At 52.6% G+C, this 20,472-nt stretch carries 22 protein-coding genes; 3 read left to right on the top strand and 19 right to left on the bottom strand.

Features of this window, described 5'->3' with window-relative positions; translation table 11 throughout:
• Positions 1 to 38 precede the first annotated feature (38 nt).
• Positions 39 to 509: a hypothetical protein gene (locus tag ACFQI7_RS30680; RefSeq protein WP_218101658.1), complete on the top strand. Its 471-nt coding sequence runs from the start codon at positions 39 to 41 to the stop codon at positions 507 to 509.
• Positions 510 to 675: 166 nt separating this feature from the next.
• On the opposite strand, the gene ACFQI7_RS30675 is transcribed toward ACFQI7_RS30680, so the two are convergent.
• The 9 genes from ACFQI7_RS30675 to ACFQI7_RS30635 form a co-directional block, all read right to left on the bottom strand.
• Positions 676 to 2,031, bottom strand: coding sequence for a dicarboxylate/amino acid:cation symporter (locus tag ACFQI7_RS30675; protein ID WP_218101659.1), 1,356 nt, complete (start codon positions 2,029 to 2,031; stop codon positions 676 to 678).
• A gap of 179 nt (positions 2,032 to 2,210) precedes the next feature.
• Positions 2,211 to 2,687, bottom strand: coding sequence for a c-type cytochrome (locus tag ACFQI7_RS30670; protein WP_218101660.1), 477 nt, complete (start codon positions 2,685 to 2,687; stop codon positions 2,211 to 2,213).
• Positions 2,688 to 3,048: 361 nt separating this feature from the next.
• Positions 3,049 to 3,900, bottom strand: coding sequence for a M56 family metallopeptidase (locus ACFQI7_RS30665; protein WP_218101661.1), 852 nt, complete (start codon positions 3,898 to 3,900; stop codon positions 3,049 to 3,051).
• A gap of 4 nt (positions 3,901 to 3,904) precedes the next feature.
• On the bottom strand, positions 3,905 to 4,318 hold the full coding sequence (locus ACFQI7_RS30660) for a BlaI/MecI/CopY family transcriptional regulator (protein ID WP_218101662.1): 414 nt from the start codon (positions 4,316 to 4,318) through the stop codon (positions 3,905 to 3,907).
• Between the two features lie 204 nt (positions 4,319 to 4,522).
• Positions 4,523 to 5,056 (bottom strand): YceI family protein, encoded by a 534-nt coding sequence (locus ACFQI7_RS30655; RefSeq protein ID WP_218101663.1) that lies wholly within the window; start codon positions 5,054 to 5,056, stop codon positions 4,523 to 4,525.
• Between the two features lie 285 nt (positions 5,057 to 5,341).
• Positions 5,342 to 6,808: an HD-GYP domain-containing protein gene (locus tag ACFQI7_RS30650; protein WP_230415430.1), complete on the bottom strand. Its 1,467-nt coding sequence runs from the start codon at positions 6,806 to 6,808 to the stop codon at positions 5,342 to 5,344.
• Positions 6,809 to 6,951: 143 nt separating this feature from the next.
• Complete coding sequence (locus tag ACFQI7_RS30645) at positions 6,952 to 7,260, bottom strand: hypothetical protein (protein ID WP_218101664.1); 309 nt, start codon at positions 7,258 to 7,260, stop codon at positions 6,952 to 6,954.
• A gap of 21 nt (positions 7,261 to 7,281) precedes the next feature.
• Positions 7,282 to 8,478 carry a ParM/StbA family protein gene (locus ACFQI7_RS30640; RefSeq protein ID WP_218101665.1) on the bottom strand — a complete coding sequence of 399 codons (1,197 nt, stop codon included), beginning with the start codon at positions 8,476 to 8,478 and terminating at the stop codon, positions 7,282 to 7,284.
• 105 nt (positions 8,479 to 8,583) lie between these two features.
• Positions 8,584 to 9,036: a hypothetical protein gene (locus ACFQI7_RS30635; RefSeq protein ID WP_218101666.1), complete on the bottom strand. Its 453-nt coding sequence runs from the start codon at positions 9,034 to 9,036 to the stop codon at positions 8,584 to 8,586.
• 395 nt (positions 9,037 to 9,431) lie between these two features.
• Here ACFQI7_RS30635 and ACFQI7_RS30630 point away from each other — a divergent pair, with 395 nt between their 5' ends.
• The gene (locus ACFQI7_RS30630) at positions 9,432 to 10,736 is read left to right on the top strand and encodes an ammonium transporter (RefSeq protein ID WP_218101667.1); all 1,305 of its coding nucleotides are present in this window, start codon (positions 9,432 to 9,434) and stop codon (positions 10,734 to 10,736) included.
• A gap of 138 nt (positions 10,737 to 10,874) precedes the next feature.
• Here ACFQI7_RS30630 and ACFQI7_RS30625 read toward each other — a convergent pair whose 3' ends face one another.
• The 10 genes from ACFQI7_RS30625 to ACFQI7_RS30580 form a co-directional block, all read right to left on the bottom strand.
• The gene (locus tag ACFQI7_RS30625; RefSeq protein ID WP_218101668.1) at positions 10,875 to 11,207 is read right to left on the bottom strand and encodes a hypothetical protein; all 333 of its coding nucleotides are present in this window, start codon (positions 11,205 to 11,207) and stop codon (positions 10,875 to 10,877) included.
• Positions 11,208 to 11,220: 13 nt separating this feature from the next.
• Positions 11,221 to 11,922, bottom strand: a complete 702-nt coding sequence (locus tag ACFQI7_RS30620; RefSeq protein WP_218101669.1) for a pirin family protein — start codon at positions 11,920 to 11,922, stop codon at positions 11,221 to 11,223.
• Positions 11,923 to 11,943: 21 nt separating this feature from the next.
• Complete coding sequence (locus ACFQI7_RS30615) at positions 11,944 to 13,278, bottom strand: M23 family metallopeptidase (protein WP_230415432.1); 1,335 nt, start codon at positions 13,276 to 13,278, stop codon at positions 11,944 to 11,946.
• A gap of 147 nt (positions 13,279 to 13,425) precedes the next feature.
• Complete coding sequence (locus ACFQI7_RS30610; protein ID WP_218101670.1) at positions 13,426 to 14,481, bottom strand: ABC transporter substrate-binding protein; 1,056 nt, start codon at positions 14,479 to 14,481, stop codon at positions 13,426 to 13,428.
• A 35-nt stretch (positions 14,482 to 14,516) separates the two neighbouring features.
• Positions 14,517 to 15,281: an ABC transporter permease gene (locus ACFQI7_RS30605; RefSeq protein ID WP_230415434.1), complete on the bottom strand. Its 765-nt coding sequence runs from the start codon at positions 15,279 to 15,281 to the stop codon at positions 14,517 to 14,519.
• Positions 15,214 to 16,053, bottom strand: a complete 840-nt coding sequence (locus tag ACFQI7_RS30600; protein ID WP_218101671.1) for an ABC transporter ATP-binding protein — start codon at positions 16,051 to 16,053, stop codon at positions 15,214 to 15,216. Before ACFQI7_RS30600 ends, ACFQI7_RS30605 begins: the two co-directional genes overlap by 68 nt.
• A gap of 160 nt (positions 16,054 to 16,213) precedes the next feature.
• A complete protein-coding gene (locus tag ACFQI7_RS30595) occupies positions 16,214 to 17,290 on the bottom strand; it encodes a permease (RefSeq protein ID WP_218101672.1) in 1,077 nt (358 codons plus the stop codon).
• A 93-nt stretch (positions 17,291 to 17,383) separates the two neighbouring features.
• Entirely contained in the window at positions 17,384 to 18,787 is a 1,404-nt protein-coding gene (locus ACFQI7_RS30590; protein WP_218101673.1) for an MATE family efflux transporter, read from the bottom strand.
• A gap of 202 nt (positions 18,788 to 18,989) precedes the next feature.
• Complete coding sequence (gene def, locus ACFQI7_RS30585; RefSeq protein WP_218101674.1) at positions 18,990 to 19,505, bottom strand: peptide deformylase; 516 nt, start codon at positions 19,503 to 19,505, stop codon at positions 18,990 to 18,992.
• Positions 19,506 to 19,509: 4 nt separating this feature from the next.
• A complete protein-coding gene (locus ACFQI7_RS30580) occupies positions 19,510 to 19,752 on the bottom strand; it encodes a helix-turn-helix domain-containing protein (protein ID WP_218101675.1) in 243 nt (80 codons plus the stop codon).
• A 144-nt stretch (positions 19,753 to 19,896) separates the two neighbouring features.
• On the opposite strand from ACFQI7_RS30580, the gene ACFQI7_RS30575 reads away from it, so the two are divergent.
• The gene (locus tag ACFQI7_RS30575; RefSeq protein ID WP_218101676.1) at positions 19,897 to 20,181 is read left to right on the top strand and encodes a DUF2277 domain-containing protein; all 285 of its coding nucleotides are present in this window, start codon (positions 19,897 to 19,899) and stop codon (positions 20,179 to 20,181) included.
• The last annotated feature ends 291 nt before the right edge of the window (positions 20,182 to 20,472 follow it).

The following is a 20,472-nucleotide window of genomic DNA, read 5'->3' as shown; positions in this document are numbered from 1 at the left end:
ATAATAACGAATGATGAACTGCGGAGGAATGGCGATCGATGCTGACTTTTGAAGAAAAGCTTGCTGTCATCAGCAAGTTTCCCGAATTGGAACGGAAAGACGTATCGCTGGGGCGGATCAATTTTCATTATGAACAAAGCGCTTATGACAAAAAATCGGTCGTATACCATTTGCACCCGAACGGCAACGGCTATGTATTCGCCGGAAAGCTGCACGGCTATGATACGGACGACAAAGGCTTTGTCAATATTCGCGACTTTTCGGCCGAAGCGCTGCGCACGCTGATTCAAGCTTCCATCCAGTCTCTTGCGCCGAAAACGACGGAAGAGCTCGCCGTTGTCGGAGATGCGCAGGAAGAGCGATGGACCGGGCCGGACAACCAGACGCTGCTGCTGGTGCTCGAAGACGAGCTGTGGTATGTTTATGCCGGTCTCAACTTGGAGATGGCCTTCGATACCTATGAGGAAGCAGTGGACTATTTGAAAGAGGAAGGCTTTGCGCGGCTGTAGCCTTAACGATTGACAGACGCCGACCGACCTGGCAGCTGCCCGCTTTGCTATGGCAAATCAGGAAGCCCTGCCTGCCAGTAAGCCATGCTCTCGCTATAGAACAAAACAAAAAGAGACAGCATGCTGCGGCTGTCTCTTTTGCTTGGTGCACAAATGCTTAGGCGGCTTACGCCAAATTGAGTTCCATTTGGTCTTCTTCGTCCCGATCGAACGCATCGCGGTCGAATTCGCCCTCCGAGTTGGCGACGATGAGCGAGCAGACGGTTGTTCCCGTAGCGTTGACCGCCGTACGGCCCATATCGACAATCGCATCGATCGCCAGCACCAGCCCCAGCCCTTCCAGCGGCAGCCCCAGCGCCGTGAGTACGACCGTCGTCGAGATCGAAGCCGGCCCCGGTACTCCAGCCACGCCGATGGAAGAAATCATGCTTACGAGGATGATCAAAATATATTCGGATATGCCCAGCGGCACTCCATACACACGAGCGACGAAAATCGCGACAATCGCCGGCCATACGCCGCCGCAGCCGTTCATGTTCATCGTTGAACCGAGCGGTGCGACAAAGCTTGCAATTCTGGGCGATACGCGCAGACGCTTCGTAATGACCTCAAGATTCACCGGCAGCGTCACATAGCTGCTTCTTGTCGTAAAGGCAACGGCAATCGTAGGATAAGCTTTGCGGAAAAATTTGATCGGATTTACTTTCGCGATGAAAGTCACCATACCGCCGAAGGTAATCACAAAGTGCAGAATGAGCGCCACGTACGTTGCGACAATGACTTTGATGAGCGGCAGCAGCGTTTCCAAGCCGTACTTCGCGGCCATCGCCCCGATCAAAGCAAAGACGCCGTACGGGGTCAGCCGAATGACATATTTGGCGACCTGATGCATCACTTGCGCGAACGACTCGATAAACTGCTTCACCGGAGCGATCATTTCCGGCTTCTTCGAACCTACTTGCACCATCGCAATACCGATGAAGATCGAGAAGATCAAGACAGGGACGACTTTGGCGTTCGCCATATCGCCGACCGGATTGCTCGGCAGCAAATCGATGATGACTTGCGAGAACGTCGGAATATCCCGCGGCTTAAAGCTTTTCGGAACTTCCTGATGTATACCGGAGCCCGGATCGAAGGCAAGGGCGACAAGCAGGCCGATCAGCGCCGCGATCCCCGTCGTTATCAAGAACAAGGAAATCGTCTTGACCCCGATTTTGCGCAAATGCCCCAAGCTGGAAATGGACGAAATGCTGTTGATAACGAGCACGACAACGAGCGGTATGACCAGCATTTTGACCAGGTTCACGTAGATCGTACCGATCGTACCGACACTCGTCGCGTCAAATTTAAACGTATTGAAGAAAATGCCGGCCACAAGGCCGAGGCCCAATGCAATCAAAACTCTATAGCCGAAATTGACGCGCTTTCTTGCTAAAAAGTAAAGAATGCCGATAACGACAACGGATACGAGAAGACTGATCCAGTTCGTTTGAAAGGCTGTCAATAAGTTGTTCTTCAAAGCAATCAACCCCTTTATTACCTACTTTTCACATAGGAATTAGTTAATGTTAAGATAGTACTTCCAACCACGAACTCTGTCAATATGATTTTATGATCATCATCTGGAAAATTTCGTATTCATGGAAATAAAAATAACCCGGGAGGCACACCCCCCGGGAATAATTGCCATAAAGCTATTTACTTTTTCGCCGCCAGCCATTCCGCTACTGCGTTTACTTCTTCGGGCTTCAGCTTGTCTTTCAATCCGGGCATGCCGTTGCCGCCGTTGTTAATTTGATTGATGATCTGCTCCTTGGTAAGTTTGGCGCCGATTTTCGTCAAATCTTTCTTGGGGCTGCCCTTGCCGTCAAGCGTATCCCCGTGGCAGGCGATACAGCTCTGCTTCACGATCGCCTCGGCATTGACAGGGGTCGTTTTCGCCGCGTCCGGCGCCGCTGTTCCGGCAGCTGCACCTTGTCCGGTACTTCCGGTCGCGGCCGTCCCGCCGCCTTGTCCCGTATTGCCCGCCGCCGTACCTCCTTGCGCAGCTCCGCCCGCCGCTCCGGCAGCTTGCTGCTGACCTGCGCCGCTCTCCGGTTTCGCCGCACAAGCGGCCATCGTCATCATCGATGCGGCAACCGCCGCGATCATTACATACTTCCATTTCATACGCATTCATCTACACCCCTTGATCATAATTAGGAACGCTGGAGCTGTATCTCTGTGATGGTCCATTCTTTGCAGGCTTAGCAAACGCTGAATTGCAATTCTCGAAACGATCCTTACGGTCGCTCGCTCCCTGGCCGCCCATGTCATCCGATCGCTCGTCTCCGAGGTTGGAGCAAGTAATCAATCGGAATAACGGCCGATGCCAGACGCCAACCAACTTGACTACAAAGTTCTTTTGTTGCCTGACGGCTGTATTAACACCACCACCCCTCCTTCTTGAAGCTTATGGACGAACCTCCATTGGCAGCTGCTCCTCATAAACACCCATTTACACTAAGATATGTAGTGTAACTATTTAAAAAAAAAATCAGCGCAGCGCCCATAGAAATAAAATCGACAGACTAAGTACGATATGCACGGAAATCATCGTCACTGTCAGCGGCAGCTTCAGCGGAGCTTCCTCTGCAGGATCGAGAATTTGCCGGATCCGGTAATTGACCGAGGTATCCGCGAACGAGACATGGGCGAACGACATCGGGCCGGACGGCAACCCTTTCTTCACCAGTTTGAGCAGTGCGCTGCCGATTTCCGCCGAAGATCCCATCTTTCCAATCGCATACTGGTCTGCAAGCAGCTCCCGTGCGATTTTGTATTGAAGATGAAACCATTTCATAAGTGGAATGTACCAAAAGGCGGAGGCAAAAAGCGATAAAACAAACGTCTTGAGCGGATCGCCGTGACGGCCGTGAAACCGTTCATGATGGATGACGGCTTCAATTTCTTTTGCATCCAGCAGTGCAAGCAAGCCTGTCGTCAAATAGACGTCCCTCGTAACAAACCCCATTGTAAACGCCACCGGACGCTCGCAGCGTACAACCGTTAGCGGATGGCTACCGTCCCCATACGTATCGTTAAGCTGCTTGCTGAATTCTTGATGTTTGGCCGCAATCAGCTTCCGCCGCGCCCGCCGCTCCAGCAGCATTTGTCTTATGATGAGCGCGAAACACATGACGAACGTGCAGACCACCAGCGCGTCAAGCATATGGCCGACGGAGAAAATGCCTTTCGACCGCATCCAATTGTTGCACATTTGCAGCAGATTGAATTTGAGCTTCCAACCGAAAAACATATGCATGGCATACATGCCCATCTGTGTCAGAATAACTCCCGCAACAATAACCGATGAGGCGAACATCACTTTTGACCGGTTGTTCCACATAAGGTTACCTGTCCTTTTTCAGCGACTTGATTTTTTGCTCCAGCTGCTCAAGCAAATCCTGGTCAGCCTCTTCCAACGCTTCAATCATATGGTTTACGACGAGCGGCCCGAACTCCTCAATCAGCTCATGCGTCAATTCTTTGGATTGGTTCTCCATAAAATGTTCCTTCGACAACAACGGCCGGTACAATGAGGTTCTTCCGACGGTCCGTTTCGTCAAAATGCCCTTATCGACCAGCCGGTTCATAACGGTCATCACCGTGTTGAAATTAATCGATTGGTCGCGCTCCAGCCGTGCTTGAACGTCCTTAATCGCAATCTCTGAGCTGTTCCACAGCACGTTCATGATCTTCGCTTCAAGCGGCCCGAAAAAGCGGTTCAAGCCCCTTTCATATACGTTAAACTTTCGAATTTTCATCTTGCACACCTCACACTACCCATTGTAGTGGCATGGGTTGATTGCGTCAAGATACTCTTTTTTACGCCTACCGGTCATTTCCAAGTCTCAACTGCATCGCTGCCGGCCCTGTATGCCCAGATGATGCGAAGCGTACCGAGTCTCATCGATTTCTATTCGCTATGACTAAAAAAAACCGGCACCCCGAGGTGCCGGCCGCTGTAATCAAGCTTGCTTCGCCGCTTCAATCTCAATCGATACTTTCACTTCGTCGCCGATCAGCACGCCGCCCGTTTCCAGCGCCGCATTATAGGTCAACCCGTAGTCGCTTCGTTTAATCGTGCCTTGCCCGCTAAACCCGGCTTTCTCGTTGCCCCACGGATCCGTTCCCGATCCCTCGAACGTAACCGCGAACGTTTCCGTTCGGGTAACCCCATGTAGCGAAAACTCACCGGTGACATCGTACTCCCCTTCGCCGGTTTTCACGATGCGGGAAGATTGAAATGTCATCTTCGGATACTTCTCGGCATCGAAGAAATCGCCGGTACGCAAATGAGCGTCACGGTCCTGATTGCGCGTATCGATGCTGACGATATCGATGCTGAAGTAAATATTCGCCGTCGTCAGGTTCGAAGGGTCGGCTTCGATCTGCGCTTCGAACGAGTGGAACGTGCCTTTCACTTTGGCGATCATCATATGCCGGATCGTAAAATCGATACTGCTGTGCGTTGGGTCTACCGCCCATTTCGTTTTCGACATGGCCATTACCTCCATTTTAACTTACTTTTATTATACCGCTAACATTTATATAGTCATAGAACTATGATAAGTTTGTTTTCCGGTTTTGTCAATGATTTTATTGGAAACATTTTCAAAAAGAAAAGCATCCAAACGAGGTCTTTTTTATATGATGAAACATTCGTGTTGCAAATAAAGCTTTTCTTGAAACATCATTATGATTCAGCTTCGCTGAAAATGTATTCATTCTGATGTTATAAAAAAAGAGGATCCCTCCTCGATGGGTATCCTCTTCCTGCCGCCGGTTCATCCGCCCGCTTTTGCCATGGGAGCCAGGACGAACTGCGTCGTCTCTTCATTGGTTAAGTGAGACGGATACGGATAAAGGGACGGGTTCCGCCCGCACACCTGTACCCACGCCTCCACGCACACCGGATCGAAATGGCTGCCTTTGTTGTCGATCAGGAATGTTATCGCTTCGGCATGCGTCATCGCTCTTCGATAAGAGCGGTTGGAAGTAAGCGCATCATATACGTCGGCGACGGCCACGATGCGGGCCATTAACGGAATTTGCTCGCCTTGAAGCCGGTCCGGGTATCCGCGGCCGTCCCATCGCTCGTGATGCGAACGAATGATGCCCAGCTCTTCTTTCATGAAACCAAGAGTGCGGGCCATCTCGTACCCCTTCACCGGGTGCTGTTCAATCAACGTTCTTTCTTCCGGGGTCAACTTTCCGGGTTTATTAAGAATCGCGTCAGGAATGTTAATCTTCCCGACGTCGTGAATGATCGTTCCCTGCGCAACCGCGCGAAGCTGGTCGGGACGCAGCCGCAGCTCTTCCGCCAATTGAAGCGCATACAAAGTGACCCGAAAATTATGACCTGCCGTATACAGATCTTTCTTCTCCGTCGCGATCATCAGCGCTTTAATGCTCGGCGAAAGGCAATTCGTGATCCGTTCTACGGGATCGGTCGTATATAATGCGCGTACCGCGCCGACCAGGGAAGCACTCTCCGCATATTGCCGGATGAGCCCAAACAGCATGCCGATGACGGAAGCGAGTAATAAAAAGTGGTACATCCACCAACTGATGCGCCACGTCTCGCCGAGCACCATAATCCATTGCGAGACGATGAGCCACCCGGAGCTGTATACGATCGAAAGCTGCAGCGGAAACCGCGAATACAAGTAGGAACGGTAATAACGGAGCATGACAAAGCCGTTGACGAGCGTGACCGTCACGGAAACAACCCAGTTCATCGGATGGGAGTTCAGCGTGATGAAATTGACAAGGTCGGGGTAAACCATGGCTAAGGTTCCCATAACCATCGCGAGGCTCGTCCACACGGGCAATAGCAGCTTCTCGTACTTTGAAATCGCCCCGACCCATGGATGATCGGAAGGGAGAGAAGAAAGTCCGAGCCAGCATGTTGCCAGTATTACGCTGAGCGGTGCCGCAACGCCGGGCAAATGGGTTGCGTGCAGCAGAAAGTTCGGCGTCGATAAGCCGTGCACCGCAAAGCTGGATGCCAAAGACAGGAATGATAACGAAAGGAATAATACTTTGATATTCCGGAGCCGGGTGCCTGCAATGCCGACGGCTACTGCGATGACGGCTGCCAGAATGGCGACCGAACTGACGATATAAAAATGTCCCGTCGGCACATCAAGCTTCACATCGAGAGTACTGTTACCTCTGACATACTCAAACAAAAGGTACGGCATGATCATTGCAGCAAGGGGCCCAATCAGACCGTGGTATCTCATTTCCATGACCATTCCTCTCATCGTGACTTTTGACCCATACTTATTATCATAATAATAGAACAGAAGCAGGAAAAATGAAACAAAAAAAGCGGGAATTTCCCGCTTTCTTACGCATTTTTTAATGTGTTGCTCTCACTATTTTCCAACGGCTACATCCACGTCTCAATATCGTCCTCGTCAATCTCGTCATCCGCCGTCCTCTCTTCCTTCCGTGCATTCGCCGGCAAGGAGACCGGGGCGATTTCGGGGTAGGATACAGCGACCGGCGCGGCCGTCCTGTCGGCCGGAACGTACCGCTGCAAATTGCGAACGCCATTCGCTCGAACTTCGTTCTCGATCAAGTAACGGATCGAATCCATCAAGTTCGTCTGGCTGTTGATCCATTCCATGACAGCAGGGGATTCGGATTTTTTCGTTTTCAAGCTGATGTTTTCGCCGGGTTGTTTGCTCTTTTTCACTGGCGTCTCCTGACCCGCCCGTTATCCGGTCTGCTGCGCTTTCGTTTTCAGTGTTTCATATATTTTGCCGCGCACAAAATTGTCCAGCCCCTCGGCGTTCATCGTTACCGCATATTGCGTCGGAATGTACAGCAGCTTGATTTCCCGTTCGTCGCATAATTCTTTGAGCATCGGATATAAGATCGACCGCATCAAGATGCTGCCCCCGCCGTAAACGCAAATCACATCGATTTCGTTGCGCGCTTTGGTCAACTGCTTACGAATGTTGTGCAGAATATGTCTGGCTTGTCCTTCGAGCGGACGGGACAGCGTCCGGATCGCCTTGGCATGGTATTTATGCTGCGGATTTTTGATGACGTCGCTGAAAAACTGGCGAGGGCTGTCAGGCAAATAAATCAGCTTATTGAACGCGTCGAGCGCTTCCTCAATCGCATGTCCGGCCCCGTGATGACTGCCGTGCACGAATTGGCGCAAAAACTTGTTGCCCTCCGTGATCGGATATTCCGTCGACCCGTCGCCAATGTCCGTATGCAGGATCCGCTTATCCTTGAAGTAGCTGCCGTTGAACTGCGCGGGCAGCCCGTAGGTGGCGACAAATTCGCTGAAGATGTCTCCTTCCCGCCAGCGGCCCTCCGCATCCTTCTGCAGCGCGAACGCAACCGGCGTCGCTTCCGGAATTGCCTTTGCGAAGCGGAACGTCATTCGAACCGACACCCGCTGCTTTCCAAGATGAACCGTAACATGATGAAGGCCGTCCATAAACTTTTTTTCGAATTTCAATGACGATTCGTCGGAATGCTGCGTAACCGGCAGCGCCGTCGCCATGTCGATCTCCGCTTCGATCTGCTCGGGGATTCGTTTTTCTTCCTCATATGATTTCTGAACGGATGCCGCGGCAATTTGCGCCAAGGTGTTGACGACCGGCAAATCGACATCGCATTTATCGTCGATGCCGACCTGAATGGCATCGACCAGCTCGCCGCTGTCGAGCGCAAACTTGCCTATGTAATACATCCCGGGGCGTACGGCGGGCGAGTCGACGGTAACGATCAATTGATCCTGCAAATGTTTAATGAAGCTCTCCGGGGCTTGCTCATCGCTCCAGGGAAGCTTGTCCACCATGCAGTTGACGTTAGGTTGGCGAATCAGCTTCCCGTCGATCACGATATCATGTTCGCTGTTTCCGTTATCGTTGCCAACGAATAAATGAAGCGGCATAAAGTCATTCCTCCTCATACAAAGTTATGTCCGGTAACACCGGAAAGGTAAAAAGAAAAACTTCCATGCGAAGTTAGTTTCACGGCAGATGGAGTCGTTTGCCGATCAACTAGTCAACAAAGCCCCGCTGTCTGTTAATTCATCCAAATAGCCGAACAGCTTCAGATCGTTCAGCGCTTCCCGCACCGCTTGCTCGTCGTCACCCGATTGTCCCGACAATTCCGCAAGCTCCTCCATAGTTACATGAGGGTAGCGCTTCAAATACACAAGCAGCCCTTTCGCCGTCCACGACAAGCGGTCATCGCCGAAATCTCCGACGATTTCGCGGAACGCTTTATGCGTCACGATCTTTTTGTCCACAAGCCCCTGCAGCGCGCTTGTCGCCTGCCTGCTGGTCATCCGGCCGTAAGCAGCAATATCGGCGACCGATATCATGCCGGACTTCTCGCTCGTTAACGTGCTAAGTACAATACAAATCATTTGCTGGTAAATATCAAGATCGGGAATTTTGAAAAAATCATTCAATGAAAACGAACCTGTTTGCGTCAAAGTCGTCACAGCTTGCGTATACCTCCATTCGGCAATAGATAGGATACAGTAACCTTAGCGCACTGCCTCTATTTTATTGAAAACATGTTATCAAAGTATGTTCGAACCTTAATAAATTTAAGATAGTCATGGAGCCCCATTCGCTCTAAATGTCATATGTAATATTTATGTTATGTTTGATCCGGGTTTCGGTTGTCTACAACAAGAAAACGAACAATGGAAAAAGAAATTGATACCAATGTTAAGAAAATTGTGTTAGATATATTGACGTATAAGTGGTTTGTGTCATAAAATGTGTACATAAGAAATAACATTGAAGAAACCAAACGAAAGTCAGGGGGAAAGACGTAGGTAATCTGTACTACACGTAATCATATCTACTATTAAAAGTGAGGTTGAGCGACATGGAATTAGGATTGAATGCGATTTGGGTCATGCTGGGTGCCATCTTGGTCATTTTTATGCAAAGCGGGTTCGTCTTACTGGAGGCCGGTTCCACTCGTATGAAAAATGCCGGTCACATTGCCGGTAAAACAATCTTCACACTCGGCATCGTTTCCTTGGTTTTTTGGGCGGTAGGCTACGCTTTGATCTTCGGTTCGCAAGGCAACTCCCTGATCGGCTGGGGTGATTATTTCGGATTTGATATGAAAAATGTTCCGGACGGCAGTCCGGTGGCTCCGACGGTGATGTTTATATTCCAGCTCGCTTTCGCGGCCATCTCGATGGCGGTAGCGTTCGGCGGTTTCGCCGAAAGAGCGAAGCTGTCCGCATACTTGATCTTCGCCATCTTCTTCTCGATTATCGTTTATCCGGTCATCGCGCACTGGGTATGGGGCGGCGGCTGGCTTGCAGAGCACGGCAAACAAGACTTTGCGGGATCGACGGTCGTTCATTTGACGGGTGCTATGGCTGCACTGGCTGCAACGATTTTGCTCAAGCCGCGTCTTGGCAAATACAACAAGAACGGTACGCCTAACGACATTCCGGGACATAACCAAGTATTTACGACGCTCGGCGTGATGCTGCTGTGGGTAGGCTGGTTCGGTTTCAACGCAAGCAGTACGATTACCGTTGGCGACGGCAGTTTCTTCGGTTTCGTTGCCATCAATACGCAGCTTGGCGCAGCCGCCGGTGCGGTAGCCGCTTTGCTGATCGCTTGGGCTGTAAACGGCAAGGCAGATATTTCGGTGATGCTGAACGGCGCTCTCGCCGGCTTGGTCGCCATCACGGCTTCCTGCGCATTCGTAGACTCCTGGGCCGCTATCGTCATCGGTCTCATAGCCGGCGTGGTCGTATTCGCCAGCATGCGCTTCTTCGAAAAACTTCGTATCGACGATCCGATCTATGCGCTTTCCGCTCACGGTACGGCCGGTGTATGGGGCACGCTGTCCAACGGCTTCTTCGCCACACCGGAGCTGGTCGAGAAAGTGGGCATCGGTAAGCCGGGACTTCTATACGGCGGCGGTTTTGAACAATTGGGTGTCCAAGCGATGGGCGTCGTCGTCTGCGGCGCATTCGCATTCGTGATCTCCTATGTCATCTTAGCTATCATCGAGGCAGTTATCGGCTTGCGTGTTACGGAAGAGGAAGAGACCATCGGTCTGGACTTGAGCGAGCATGGAAGCTACGGCTATCCAGAGCATTTGAAAGCCGGTGCCGGCGCTAGCGCAAACGCCAAAGCAACGCCAATCCATCCATCGGCTTAACGTAAGGTAACATTAAATCGAATAACGAAAACGTCCCGTTCACTCGCAGGAGTGTAACGGGACGTTTGTGTTTAGGCTTGGGCTTTGATGACGGGTTTCGCCGCCCACCTCTACCATTTGCTATAGAACGAGCGTGGACTACATGCTGCCGCCAAACAGGTCAGGCACGTATTCGATGCTGGATTGCGCAACGATCGTCAGCTGCTCCCGTTCGGCATTATAATGTACGGAGCCGTCGTTGACATAAAACCATATTTTTTTCGTCGGCCGATCGTCAAATTCCTGAAACAAAAACACGTTCAGCTCCTGCTTCCACTCCAGCAGCTCTTCCATGCTGCGGTCCATCGGCGCCTTCACCGTAAACTTGAATGATGCGCCGTCGCTCTCCACCCGGTATTCGCGTGGCTGCTTCCCCGTATCGATAAACGTCCTGCCGCCTACCGCATGCTTAATGAGCAGCGTTTCCTTCATTTCGGCTCCTCCTTTATGGCAAGTCGATCAGCATGTAAAACGAGTCCTCGGCCGCCTGAATCGCTAGATCCGGCGTATCGGTAATGCGCGCCGTATCCCTTGTTCCGAGCGTTTCGGCTCCGTTTAATACAACCCGGCCTTCGATGACGAACAGGAAGATGCGCCTGCCTGCTTCCTGCCGGAAGGAGATCGTCTTTCCTTGCTCCGCCCTGCTCAAATAGATGGTCATGTCCTGATGAATTTTCGCCGTGCCGCCCTCTCCATCCGGAGTGACAACGGGCAGCAGCGCATTGCGCAATTGCTCCGGGTCGTAGCCGGCCGTTTCGTACGAAGGAGGAAGCCCGCGTTCGCGCGGCATAAACCAAAGCTGCAGCAGGCTGAGCTCCTCCGTCTCGGAGGCGTTATACTCGGCATGAATGACACCGGTGCCCGCCGTCATTCGCTGCACTTCCCCGTAGGAGGTGATCTCCGTATTGCCCAAATCGTCTTCGTGCTTGATCTGACCGCTGAGAACGACGGACACGATCTCCATGTCGCTGTGCGGATGCGGACCGAAGCCACTCCCAGGTGCCACCTGGTCGTCGTTGCACACCCTCATGACGCCAAAACTCGTATTCTCGGGATCGAAAGGCTCCCCGAACGAGAAGCTGCGGCTGCCCTTCAGCCATCCGAGATCGATCGACACGCGCGAGCTTGCCGGATACACTTGAATCATCGCTATCCCTCCCACTAGTGTTTATGTCTCTTTGCGCAGCCAATGAAACGGCGTCGTATTAAAGAACAGGTTCGGATTGACGGGCGTATTGTGCGCCCAGAACGTAAAGTGCAGATGCGGTCCCGTCGAAAATCCGGTCGTGCCGACCGTACCGATAATGTCACCCTTTTTTACACGATCCCCGGCTTTTACGTGAAGCTCGAATAAATGCGCATATTGCGAAAACAGTCCCATGCCGTGGTCGATATAAATCGAATTGCCGGTTAAATACAAGCTGTCCGCCAGCGCAACAACCCCGTCGTTCGTCGCCTTGATCGGCGTCCCTTGCTTGGCCGCGAGATCCAGCGCGGTGTGGGTGCTGTCGAGCTTGCCGTTCACGTAACGGGTATAGCCGTACGGGGTCGTCAGTATCCCTTCAATCGGCTGAATGAACGCTTCGGAGAACAAAAATTCCGGCTCGGACTTGCTCCGCGCGGCGTCGATTGCTTTCTGATCGGCCTGAATGCGCTGCGTATCCTGCTTCATGGCTTCCATTTGCTTGGTCACTTGCAAATATTGCGTTTCGAACTTTTTCGCCTTCACGGTCAATGTCTGGTCGCCGATCGCATACGATCCGGGCTTCACCTGCATCGAAACGGGTACATAGGTAAAGTAACCTGCTCCCGACGGCTCAAGCGGAAATGTTTTCCCCTGCCACGATACTTCGCCCGGCCCGCTATGCCGCACAAGCACAACATCCCCGGGTGACACTGTATCGGGCAACAGCGTCCACTGCGAGCCGATGGCCAGTTTGGCGTTGCCCTCGGACGCATAGCGCGCGGCTTCGTCCTTGATTTGCTGCTGCCGCTTCTTTTCCTCCTGCATGGCCGTGCGGATACTCGGTGTTACTTCGTTGTACCAAGTGTTACCCCCATCAGTCGTGACCAATACGGAATGCTTCAGCTCCGCACTGTGAGGCAGCAGCACCCAGCCGAGCCGGTCGGTCATGAACTGGGACTGCTTGACCGGATACTCCCTGGATTGAAACACGACCGTATCCGGCTTCCGCTCTTCCGGTAGCATTCCGCTCCAGACAGCAGGCTCGACCGATGCTTCTTCCGATTCGGGTACAGCCCCTTCCCGCCATGTGAGGCCCCCGTCTTCCGTGACAAGCGTTCCACCGTCCGCGTACCGGATCCAGCCGCGGTCAAAGTCTTTCATGCGAAATTCCGTCATTTCCCGGCGAACCGGCGATTTCTTCTCCGCAACGATTCGTCCGTCACCCTGCTCCTCCGCGGGCGTCCGCTGTTCGTAGATGAATATGCCGGCGCAAACGCCCAGCAGCAGCGCTCCCCCCAGCAAAACCTTATGCTTCATCGTTCCCGTTCCCATCCTTCCTTCCAAGCTGACCTGCCTTGTGCCTTCTATATTTTCCATCATAACCGATGTGCGGACAAAAAGAAAAAGCAGGTGCGGATGCTCCTGCCCTTCCAGCGCGTCCGCTTTCGAACAGCGGACTATCGTTTATTTCCCTTGCTTTACTTCGTTCAGTAAGCTTAAATCCAAAAACTTGCTCAGATCCAGCTGTTCCTTCTTCACATCTTTAATATATCCGGCATCGATCGATACGCGAGCCATCTCTTCAATCGCTTCCTTGCTCACGTCGGGAGTCAAGTTCAAGTGGGAGATCGCGGCTTTGATCAAGTTAATATCCATGCCTTTGCCGCTCAGCGCTTTCAACCGGTTGTTGATCAATTCGTACGATTTGTCCGGATTTTTCTTAATGAAATCGATCGCTTCGATATTCGCCTTAATCGCGCCTTTCACCGCTTCGCGGTTCGATTTCAGGAACTTGTCGCTGGCTACCAAGATCGTAAGCGGATAGTTTCCGTTGTTCGGCGGGATTTTGTCCCAGTCGACGATGATTTTACCGATGCCCTCTTGTTCCATTTGCGTGCCCCATGGCTCGGGAATGAGCGTAGCATCGACTTCTTTTTGTCTCATGGCGATGAGCGTATCGGCCGGAGCGCGGGCGATAATTTGCGCGCCGCTCTTGTCCGTCGTCACTTTTACGTTATTTTGGGCAAGAAGCAGGCGAAGTGAAATTTCGTTGGTGCTGCCTTTGGTCGGGATGGCGACGGTTTTGCCGACGAGATCCTTCACGCTGTTGATGCCGGAATCTTTCGCCGCTACCAGCACGGCGCCGCCGTTGTTGGAGCCGGAGACCACGCGGAAGTTGTTGCTTCTCAAAAATTGGTTCGTCGACGGACCGGGACCTACAAAGCCAAGATCGATTTGATCGGTTGCCAGCGCCGTGGAAAAGTCCGAGCCATTGTCAAAGGCGGTAACTTCGATTTTGACGTTTTGGCCCCAGTATTTTTCAAACAGCTTGTTCTCCAGGGCGACATAGCCCGGAGCATGCGTCACGTTCTTGAAAATACCGAGACGAACCGTGGAAGGAGCCGCTTGATTGCCGGCGGCTGCGCCGCTCGGCGCTTCTTCTTTCTTCGAGCCGCAGGCTGCAAGCAAGAGCGATGCGATCAGCAGCAGGGCAATCGGGAATGACCATTTTTTTCTCATGTTTTCTCTCCACCTTTTTGATATGACAAAATCTATTATTTCTTTTGATTGGCAAGACCATAACGAATCAGGATTTTATCTTCCATCCGCTTGAAGCAGAAATGGTCGGATATCGTTCCGAGCACGGAGATAATGATAACGATGCAAAGCATGAGCGCCGTATCCGCCAAGTTCCGGCCGTCCTGCAGCAGTTGGCCGAGACCTACGCCCTTGGCGATCAGCTCGCCCGCCACCAGCGCCCGCCAGGCGAACGCCCAAGCGACGCGGACACCGGTCATCATATGAGGAAAAGCGGCCGGCACCATGACTTGGTAAAACATTTTGAAGCCGTTGCCCGTACCCATCGTTTGCGCAGCCTTGATGTAGATCGGAGGGATGTTCTTAATCCCGGTACGGCTTGACATGGCCATCGTCCAAGTGGCGCCGAGCGTCGTAATGAAAATAACGGAGAAGTCGTTCATGCCGAACCAAATGATGGCAAAAGGCAGCCACGCAATCGACGGAATCGTCTGCAGCGCGACGACCAGAAACCCGATCGTATCGTCAAGGAACCGGTATCGCGCAAACAAAAAGCCGAGCGTCACGCCGATCACGATAGATAATACGAATGCAGTCAGCAAGCGGCGAACGCTTTCGATTGTCGCTTCGAGCAGCTGGCCGTGAACGAACCCGTCGTAAAACGCTTGTAGCACTTGGAGGACGGACGGGAATTTCCAGCCCCAGTCGAATATTCTAAATCCCGCTTCCCAAGCTATCAGAAGCAGTATCAGAAACAGCGTTCTTCTTAATGCTGTACTCATCGCCCATCTCCTCCTTTACCACTTTATCGAGCTCATCGGCTAACGCTTCCATGATGCTGCTCTCGACGTGATGCAGTACGGAATCGGAGATGTCGCGCGGCCGCGCCGCCTGCACGGCAAATTCCTTCTTGATTTTCCCGGGCCGGGTGGACATCACGAGCACACGGTCGGACAGAACGACGGCTTCGCGGATATTATGCGTAATGAACAGGATCGTCTTGCGCGTACGCATCCAAATTTCTTCCAGATCCTGATGTAGGATCAGCCTTGTTTGTTCATCCAGCGCGGCAAACGGTTCGTCCATCAGCAAAATTTCCGGGTCCATCGCCAGCGCCCTGGCGATCGCCGCCCGCTGCTTCATGCCGCCGGACAGCTCATGCGGGTATCGGTCGGCGAATTTGCTCAGATGAACCGACTTGATCTGCTCCATCGCAAGCGCTTCGCGTTCCTTCTTCGCGATGCCTTTCTGCTTCAGCCCGAAGGCGACGTTATCCAGAACGGTCAACCACGGGAACAGCGCATGCTCCTGAAACACGACGACACGGTCGGGACCCGGGCCCTTGCACGGCTTGCCGTTTACGGTGATCGACCCTTGCTCGGCCTGCTCCAGCCCTGCAACCAAGTTAAGCAGCGTCGATTTGCCGCATCCGGAAGGACCAAGCAAGGAGACGAACTCCCCTTTATTTATCGTCAGAGAAACGTTATCCAGCGCGGTGAAACTGCCGCCCGTTCGCTGGTGGAACGTTTTCGAGACGTTCGAAATTTCAATCATCCGGTTTATCACTCCTTGAAGTCAAGCGGTCTCGTCCTTCAATAATAGGTTGTATGCAAAAGGATTATACCCACCTATTTTATCGGAATTAGGAGAAATGTCAATTCTTTTTTGCAACAAAAAAGTCCTGCCGTCAGCAGGACTTTCGTCACACCGTATTTTATAAAATCCACGCCCCGATCAACCCGCATACAATACCAAGGACAACGACGGATGAGGCGACAAACCAAATCACTTTCGGCGGAAACGATTTGGAGATCATCATCAGGGATGGAAGGCTTACCGGCGGCAGCGTGATCAGCAAAGCCGCAGCCGGTCCCGCGCCCAGGCCGAAAGACATCATCGTCTGGATGATCGGAATTTCGCCCGCCGTCGGGATGACGAACAGCATGCCGGCAATCGCGAAGCCGACAATGGCAATCAGGCTGCTCGCCATGCCCTCGCTCATCGCCGGGAACAGCCACGCTCTGGCGGCACCGAGAACGAGGACGGCGATTACGTAGGCGGGGACGATGTGCAGAGTCATCGTCCACATGCTTCGAAGCCATCGGTGCAGCAGCGGCTTCGACTGCTCCGTGCCGGTTTCCTTCTGATACGCATCGATTTCCGCCGGAAGCTCTACAGTACCGGCGAACCGGTTAGCGAAGTAGCTCACGCCGAACGTAAGAATGAGTCCGAATATAAGCCGCAGCAGCGTGAACTTCCATGACAGCACAAACGTCATGAAGATGAGCGTGGCCGGGTTGATCGTCGGATTGCCGAGCCAGAACGCGAGGCTCGCGCCGACGGAAACGTTTTTCTTGCGCAGCCCGACGGCCAGCGGCGCGGCACAGCAAGTGCACATCATGCCGGGAAGGGAAGCGAGACCGCCGATCGCGGTGCTTTTGAACGTCGTTTTGCCGAGCACCCGCAGCAGCCATTGCCCCGGAATAAGCACCTGGACGAGCGAGCCGAGCAGGATGCCGAGAACAGCGGCCTTCCAAACGGAATTATAGTACGCCTTGGCGTACTCCCATGCCGCATTCCACGAAGGACCGGGGGCTGTCGGGCTTTTGCCGGACACGATGGAAGCACCGATGGAATGCTTGACTGCCGCATCGAACGCTTTGTGATAATAGGGCAGCCATTTCACATAAGTGAGCCCGGCAATCGCGATAATGATAAAGACGATGACGGCTGCGATCGCCTTTTTATTGCTGCCGTTCGGGTCTTGGACGGCATAACCGTTGTTCGTCATGGTTCCCTCCGAGTCGTTATATAGTGCATGATGACATCATTATAGCACGGTCCGACGGCTCGTCCGTTATATTTTCTTCATTGTGGCGCTAGGTCATGTGCCGGAAACGGCGAGCGCGCCTTGCCCCGCATGGTCGACGAGCGCTTTTTTCTCCCATGCCCGGCTTCGCCAGCGGAAAAACATGATGACGCCGCGCAGCCATTCGTCCGCAGCGATCGCCAGCCATATGCCCGCTAGCCCCAAATCGAGCCGGAAAGCAAGGAAATACCCGAGCGGCAAGCTCATTCCTACCATAGAGAGCAAACCCATATATACGGTAAATTTCGCATCGCCCGCGGCCCGCAGCGAGTTGATCAGGATCAGGTTGAACGTTCGCCCGGTCTCCAGAAGCATGCTGAGCACGATGACCTGCGAAGCAAGCCGAACGATCACCAGGTCGTTCGTAAACAAGCCGATCAAAGGCTCGCGGAACACGACGGCAGCCGCATCGATCAAGACAGTGATGCCCAGCCCCCACTTCAAACTTTTCCATACGCGGTTATAAGCTTCTTCCTTCCGCCCCGCGCCGATCAACCGTCCCGTAATGATCGCCGTGCCGATCCCGACCGCCGAGCTAAACAAATAAATGTACGTCGATATGTTCATGGCGTACTGCCTGGAAGCGAGCGCCTCCACCCCAAGAAACGTTACAAAATACAAGAACACCGATTGGCAGCTGTGATAAGTGACCTGCTCCAATGCCGATGGAATGCCGATTTTCAATATTTTGCGAATATATTCGCGTGACATGCGGAAGTAATCCGCGAGCGCGATCCGAACTTCCATCAGCCGGTAAAACAACCAGAAGAACACGAGCAGCGCGATGCCGCGGCTGACGATCGTCGATATGGCCGCACCGGTGACGCCCATTTCCGGGAATCCCATGTGGCCGAAGATGAGCAAATAATTGCCGATGACATGAATGACGTTCATCCCCAGGGAAACGAGCATCGATTGTCTTGTATATCCGTACGTTCGAATAATGCTGGAGAGCGTATTGATCAACGCCTGCAAAAACAGTCCGCCGCCGACAATGACCAGATACGACTCGGCATAGGCCAGCACGTCTCCCTGTAAGTGGACCGCTCTCAGCAGCGGCTTGCCGAGCACGATAAACAAGGCGCTTAACGTTAAGCCGATCATCAGGTTGAGCGTAACGGAAATCGCCGAAATGCGAGCCGCTTCTATCGGCTTTCTCGCGCCGATATATTGCGCGACGACAATCGACGCGCCGTTGCCGATCACCTCAAGGACGAGGATTGCAATGAAAATATATTGATTCGCCACGCCTACCGCAGACACCGCCTGATCCGATACGGAACTTAACATGAGCGTATCGGCGGTACCCATCAGCATAAACAAAAACAACTCCAAAAAAATCGGCCAAGTGAGCGCAAACAAGCTAAAGCCCTCGGTTTCGCGAGCGGCTGCCGCGTTTTTCGATGCAGTGGTACTCATGATGTCACCTTTCTATCCGTTTAATCATCCGCTGAAATTTCAATTCCCCTATCGTAGCACAGTTTTCATTCGTTTTCATCACATTCGTCCGAATTCCATAAACTACCCTGATAAAATAAGAACAACTCCTGACCGGAGTCTCGGAGTTGTTCCGCTTCGCAAATTATCGTTACTTTCGCTCGGACTTTCCCGGCGATCCCCGCTACCCTTGGTTGCTGAGGCGGATGACGTCCAGAAGGCCGATGCGATCGTTCGTTTGCTCATGGTACAGCCACGGTTCCTTGACATGATCGACGAACAAGACGCCGTTCAAATGATCGATCTCATGCTGCATGCAGCGGGCAAGGTAGCCTTCGCCTTCCAAAATCACTTCTTCGCCCTGCCGGTTGTAGGTTTTGACGCGAACCGCATTCGCTCTTGTGACCGTCCCGTAGTAACCCGGGAAAGACAAGCAAGCCTCCGACCCGGTCTGGGTTCCGCTCATCTCCAATATTTCCGGATTGATGAGCTCGATCAACCCGTCTCCGCAGTCCATCACGATCAGCCTTCGGAGCAGACCGATTTGCGGCGCGGCGAGCCCTGCCCGCCCTTCTTTGTCATATAGCGTCTCTACCATGTCATCAAGGATTTTGTGCGTCTTCGGCGAAACGGGGTCGGCCGTTTTGGCCGTCTTTCGCAGCACGGTATCGCCGAAAGGCAAAATTTGTTTTACTGTCATCGGTTTATGCTCCTCTCACTTGCTCTGGACGGGTATGTACCCATAAATCGCTTGGCGTACACTCCAGCGCCGTACATAACGCATCCAGCGTATCCGACTTCATCTGCTTCGGCTGGCCGGTGAGCAAAGCGCTGATCGAGGGCGCGGATAAGCTGTAGTTCGCCTTCTCCTTCAGCAGACGGGCTAGCGCTGCACCGGTCCATATCCCTCGCTCCGCCATTACGTTTCGCAGCATCCATATCAACATGCGGCAAGTCACCTCGAGTTCATTAGTTATTGACTAATTATATTAGGTGTTGCCTAATATTTCAATGTCGGTCTTTTCGCTGGCATGGGGGAATTCGTCTGTAGTAAGATGAACATAAGAAAAGCGCTTTGAAAGGAGATTGTTATGTGCCGAAATATTAAAACATTGTTCAACTTCGACCCTCCGGCTACCGAAAATGAGATTACAGACGCGTCGCTTCAGTTTGTCAGGAAGCTCTCCGGGTTTACCAAGCCGTCGAAGGCCAATGAGGAAGCGTTCAACCGCGCCGTTGAAGAGGTGGCCGCCGCTGCCCGGCAGTTGATGAGTTCTCTGGTCACGAACGCCGAGCCGCGCAACCGTGAAGTCGAAATCGAACGCGCCCGCATGCGATCGGCCAAACGCTTCGGCACCGCATCGGATTCAAACTAGCAGCTAAATCCCCATTGCCGGCGTAAGCTCGCGAGGCTGTCCAACTCCAAGAATACGCTGTCGATTGGGAACGAATTCATTCGCTGTCTCCCTTATGAGACAACCCTCTGCCGTACCGTCCCTTTACAACAAACATCCCGAACCGTTACGTTCGGGATGTTTGTTCAGCCTGTTGAAAAACTTCAACAGGCTACTTTTATCTTTAATATCTTTATCAAATTACCGCGTTAATATGATATAATATAACTATACTGTAAAGGCGGTGGTCTTATGCTTCGTTCCAACCCGAAT

This window comes from Paenibacillus allorhizosphaerae (genome assembly GCF_042659105.1).
GTDB classification, from domain to species: Bacteria; Bacillota; Bacilli; order Paenibacillales; family NBRC-103111; genus Paenibacillus_G; species Paenibacillus_G allorhizosphaerae.
This window is presented reverse-complemented; position numbering and strand designations above follow the sequence as displayed.

Coding starts and splice junctions, on each gene's coding strand:
- ACFQI7_RS30680 (WP_218101658.1), top strand. CDS start 39: ATGCTGACTTTTGAAGAAAAGCTTGCTGTCATCAGCAAGTTTCCCGAA.
- ACFQI7_RS30670 (WP_218101660.1), bottom strand. CDS start 2,687: ATGCGTATGAAATGGAAGTATGTAATGATCGCGGCGGTTGCCGCATCG.
- ACFQI7_RS30665 (WP_218101661.1), bottom strand. CDS start 3,900: ATGTGGAACAACCGGTCAAAAGTGATGTTCGCCTCATCGGTTATTGTT.
- ACFQI7_RS30660 (WP_218101662.1), bottom strand. CDS start 4,318: ATGAAAATTCGAAAGTTTAACGTATATGAAAGGGGCTTGAACCGCTTT.
- ACFQI7_RS30655 (WP_218101663.1), bottom strand. CDS start 5,056: ATGTCGAAAACGAAATGGGCGGTAGACCCAACGCACAGCAGTATCGAT.
- ACFQI7_RS30650 (WP_230415430.1), bottom strand. CDS start 6,808: ATGGAAATGAGATACCACGGTCTGATTGGGCCCCTTGCTGCAATGATC.
- ACFQI7_RS30640 (WP_218101665.1), bottom strand. CDS start 8,478: ATGCCGCTTCATTTATTCGTTGGCAACGATAACGGAAACAGCGAACAT.
- ACFQI7_RS30630 (WP_218101667.1), top strand. CDS start 9,432: ATGGAATTAGGATTGAATGCGATTTGGGTCATGCTGGGTGCCATCTTG.
- ACFQI7_RS30625 (WP_218101668.1), bottom strand. CDS start 11,207: ATGAAGGAAACGCTGCTCATTAAGCATGCGGTAGGCGGCAGGACGTTT.
- ACFQI7_RS30620 (WP_218101669.1), bottom strand. CDS start 11,922: ATGATTCAAGTGTATCCGGCAAGCTCGCGCGTGTCGATCGATCTCGGA.
- ACFQI7_RS30615 (WP_230415432.1), bottom strand. CDS start 13,278: ATGAAGCATAAGGTTTTGCTGGGGGGAGCGCTGCTGCTGGGCGTTTGC.
- ACFQI7_RS30610 (WP_218101670.1), bottom strand. CDS start 14,481: ATGAGAAAAAAATGGTCATTCCCGATTGCCCTGCTGCTGATCGCATCG.
- ACFQI7_RS30605 (WP_230415434.1), bottom strand. CDS start 15,281: ATGAGTACAGCATTAAGAAGAACGCTGTTTCTGATACTGCTTCTGATA.
- ACFQI7_RS30600 (WP_218101671.1), bottom strand. CDS start 16,053: ATGATTGAAATTTCGAACGTCTCGAAAACGTTCCACCAGCGAACGGGC.
- ACFQI7_RS30595 (WP_218101672.1), bottom strand. CDS start 17,290: ATGACGAACAACGGTTATGCCGTCCAAGACCCGAACGGCAGCAATAAA.
- ACFQI7_RS30590 (WP_218101673.1), bottom strand. CDS start 18,787: ATGAGTACCACTGCATCGAAAAACGCGGCAGCCGCTCGCGAAACCGAG.
- def (WP_218101674.1), bottom strand. CDS start 19,505: ATGACAGTAAAACAAATTTTGCCTTTCGGCGATACCGTGCTGCGAAAG.
- ACFQI7_RS30580 (WP_218101675.1), bottom strand. CDS start 19,752: ATGTTGATATGGATGCTGCGAAACGTAATGGCGGAGCGAGGGATATGG.
- ACFQI7_RS30575 (WP_218101676.1), top strand. CDS start 19,897: ATGTGCCGAAATATTAAAACATTGTTCAACTTCGACCCTCCGGCTACC.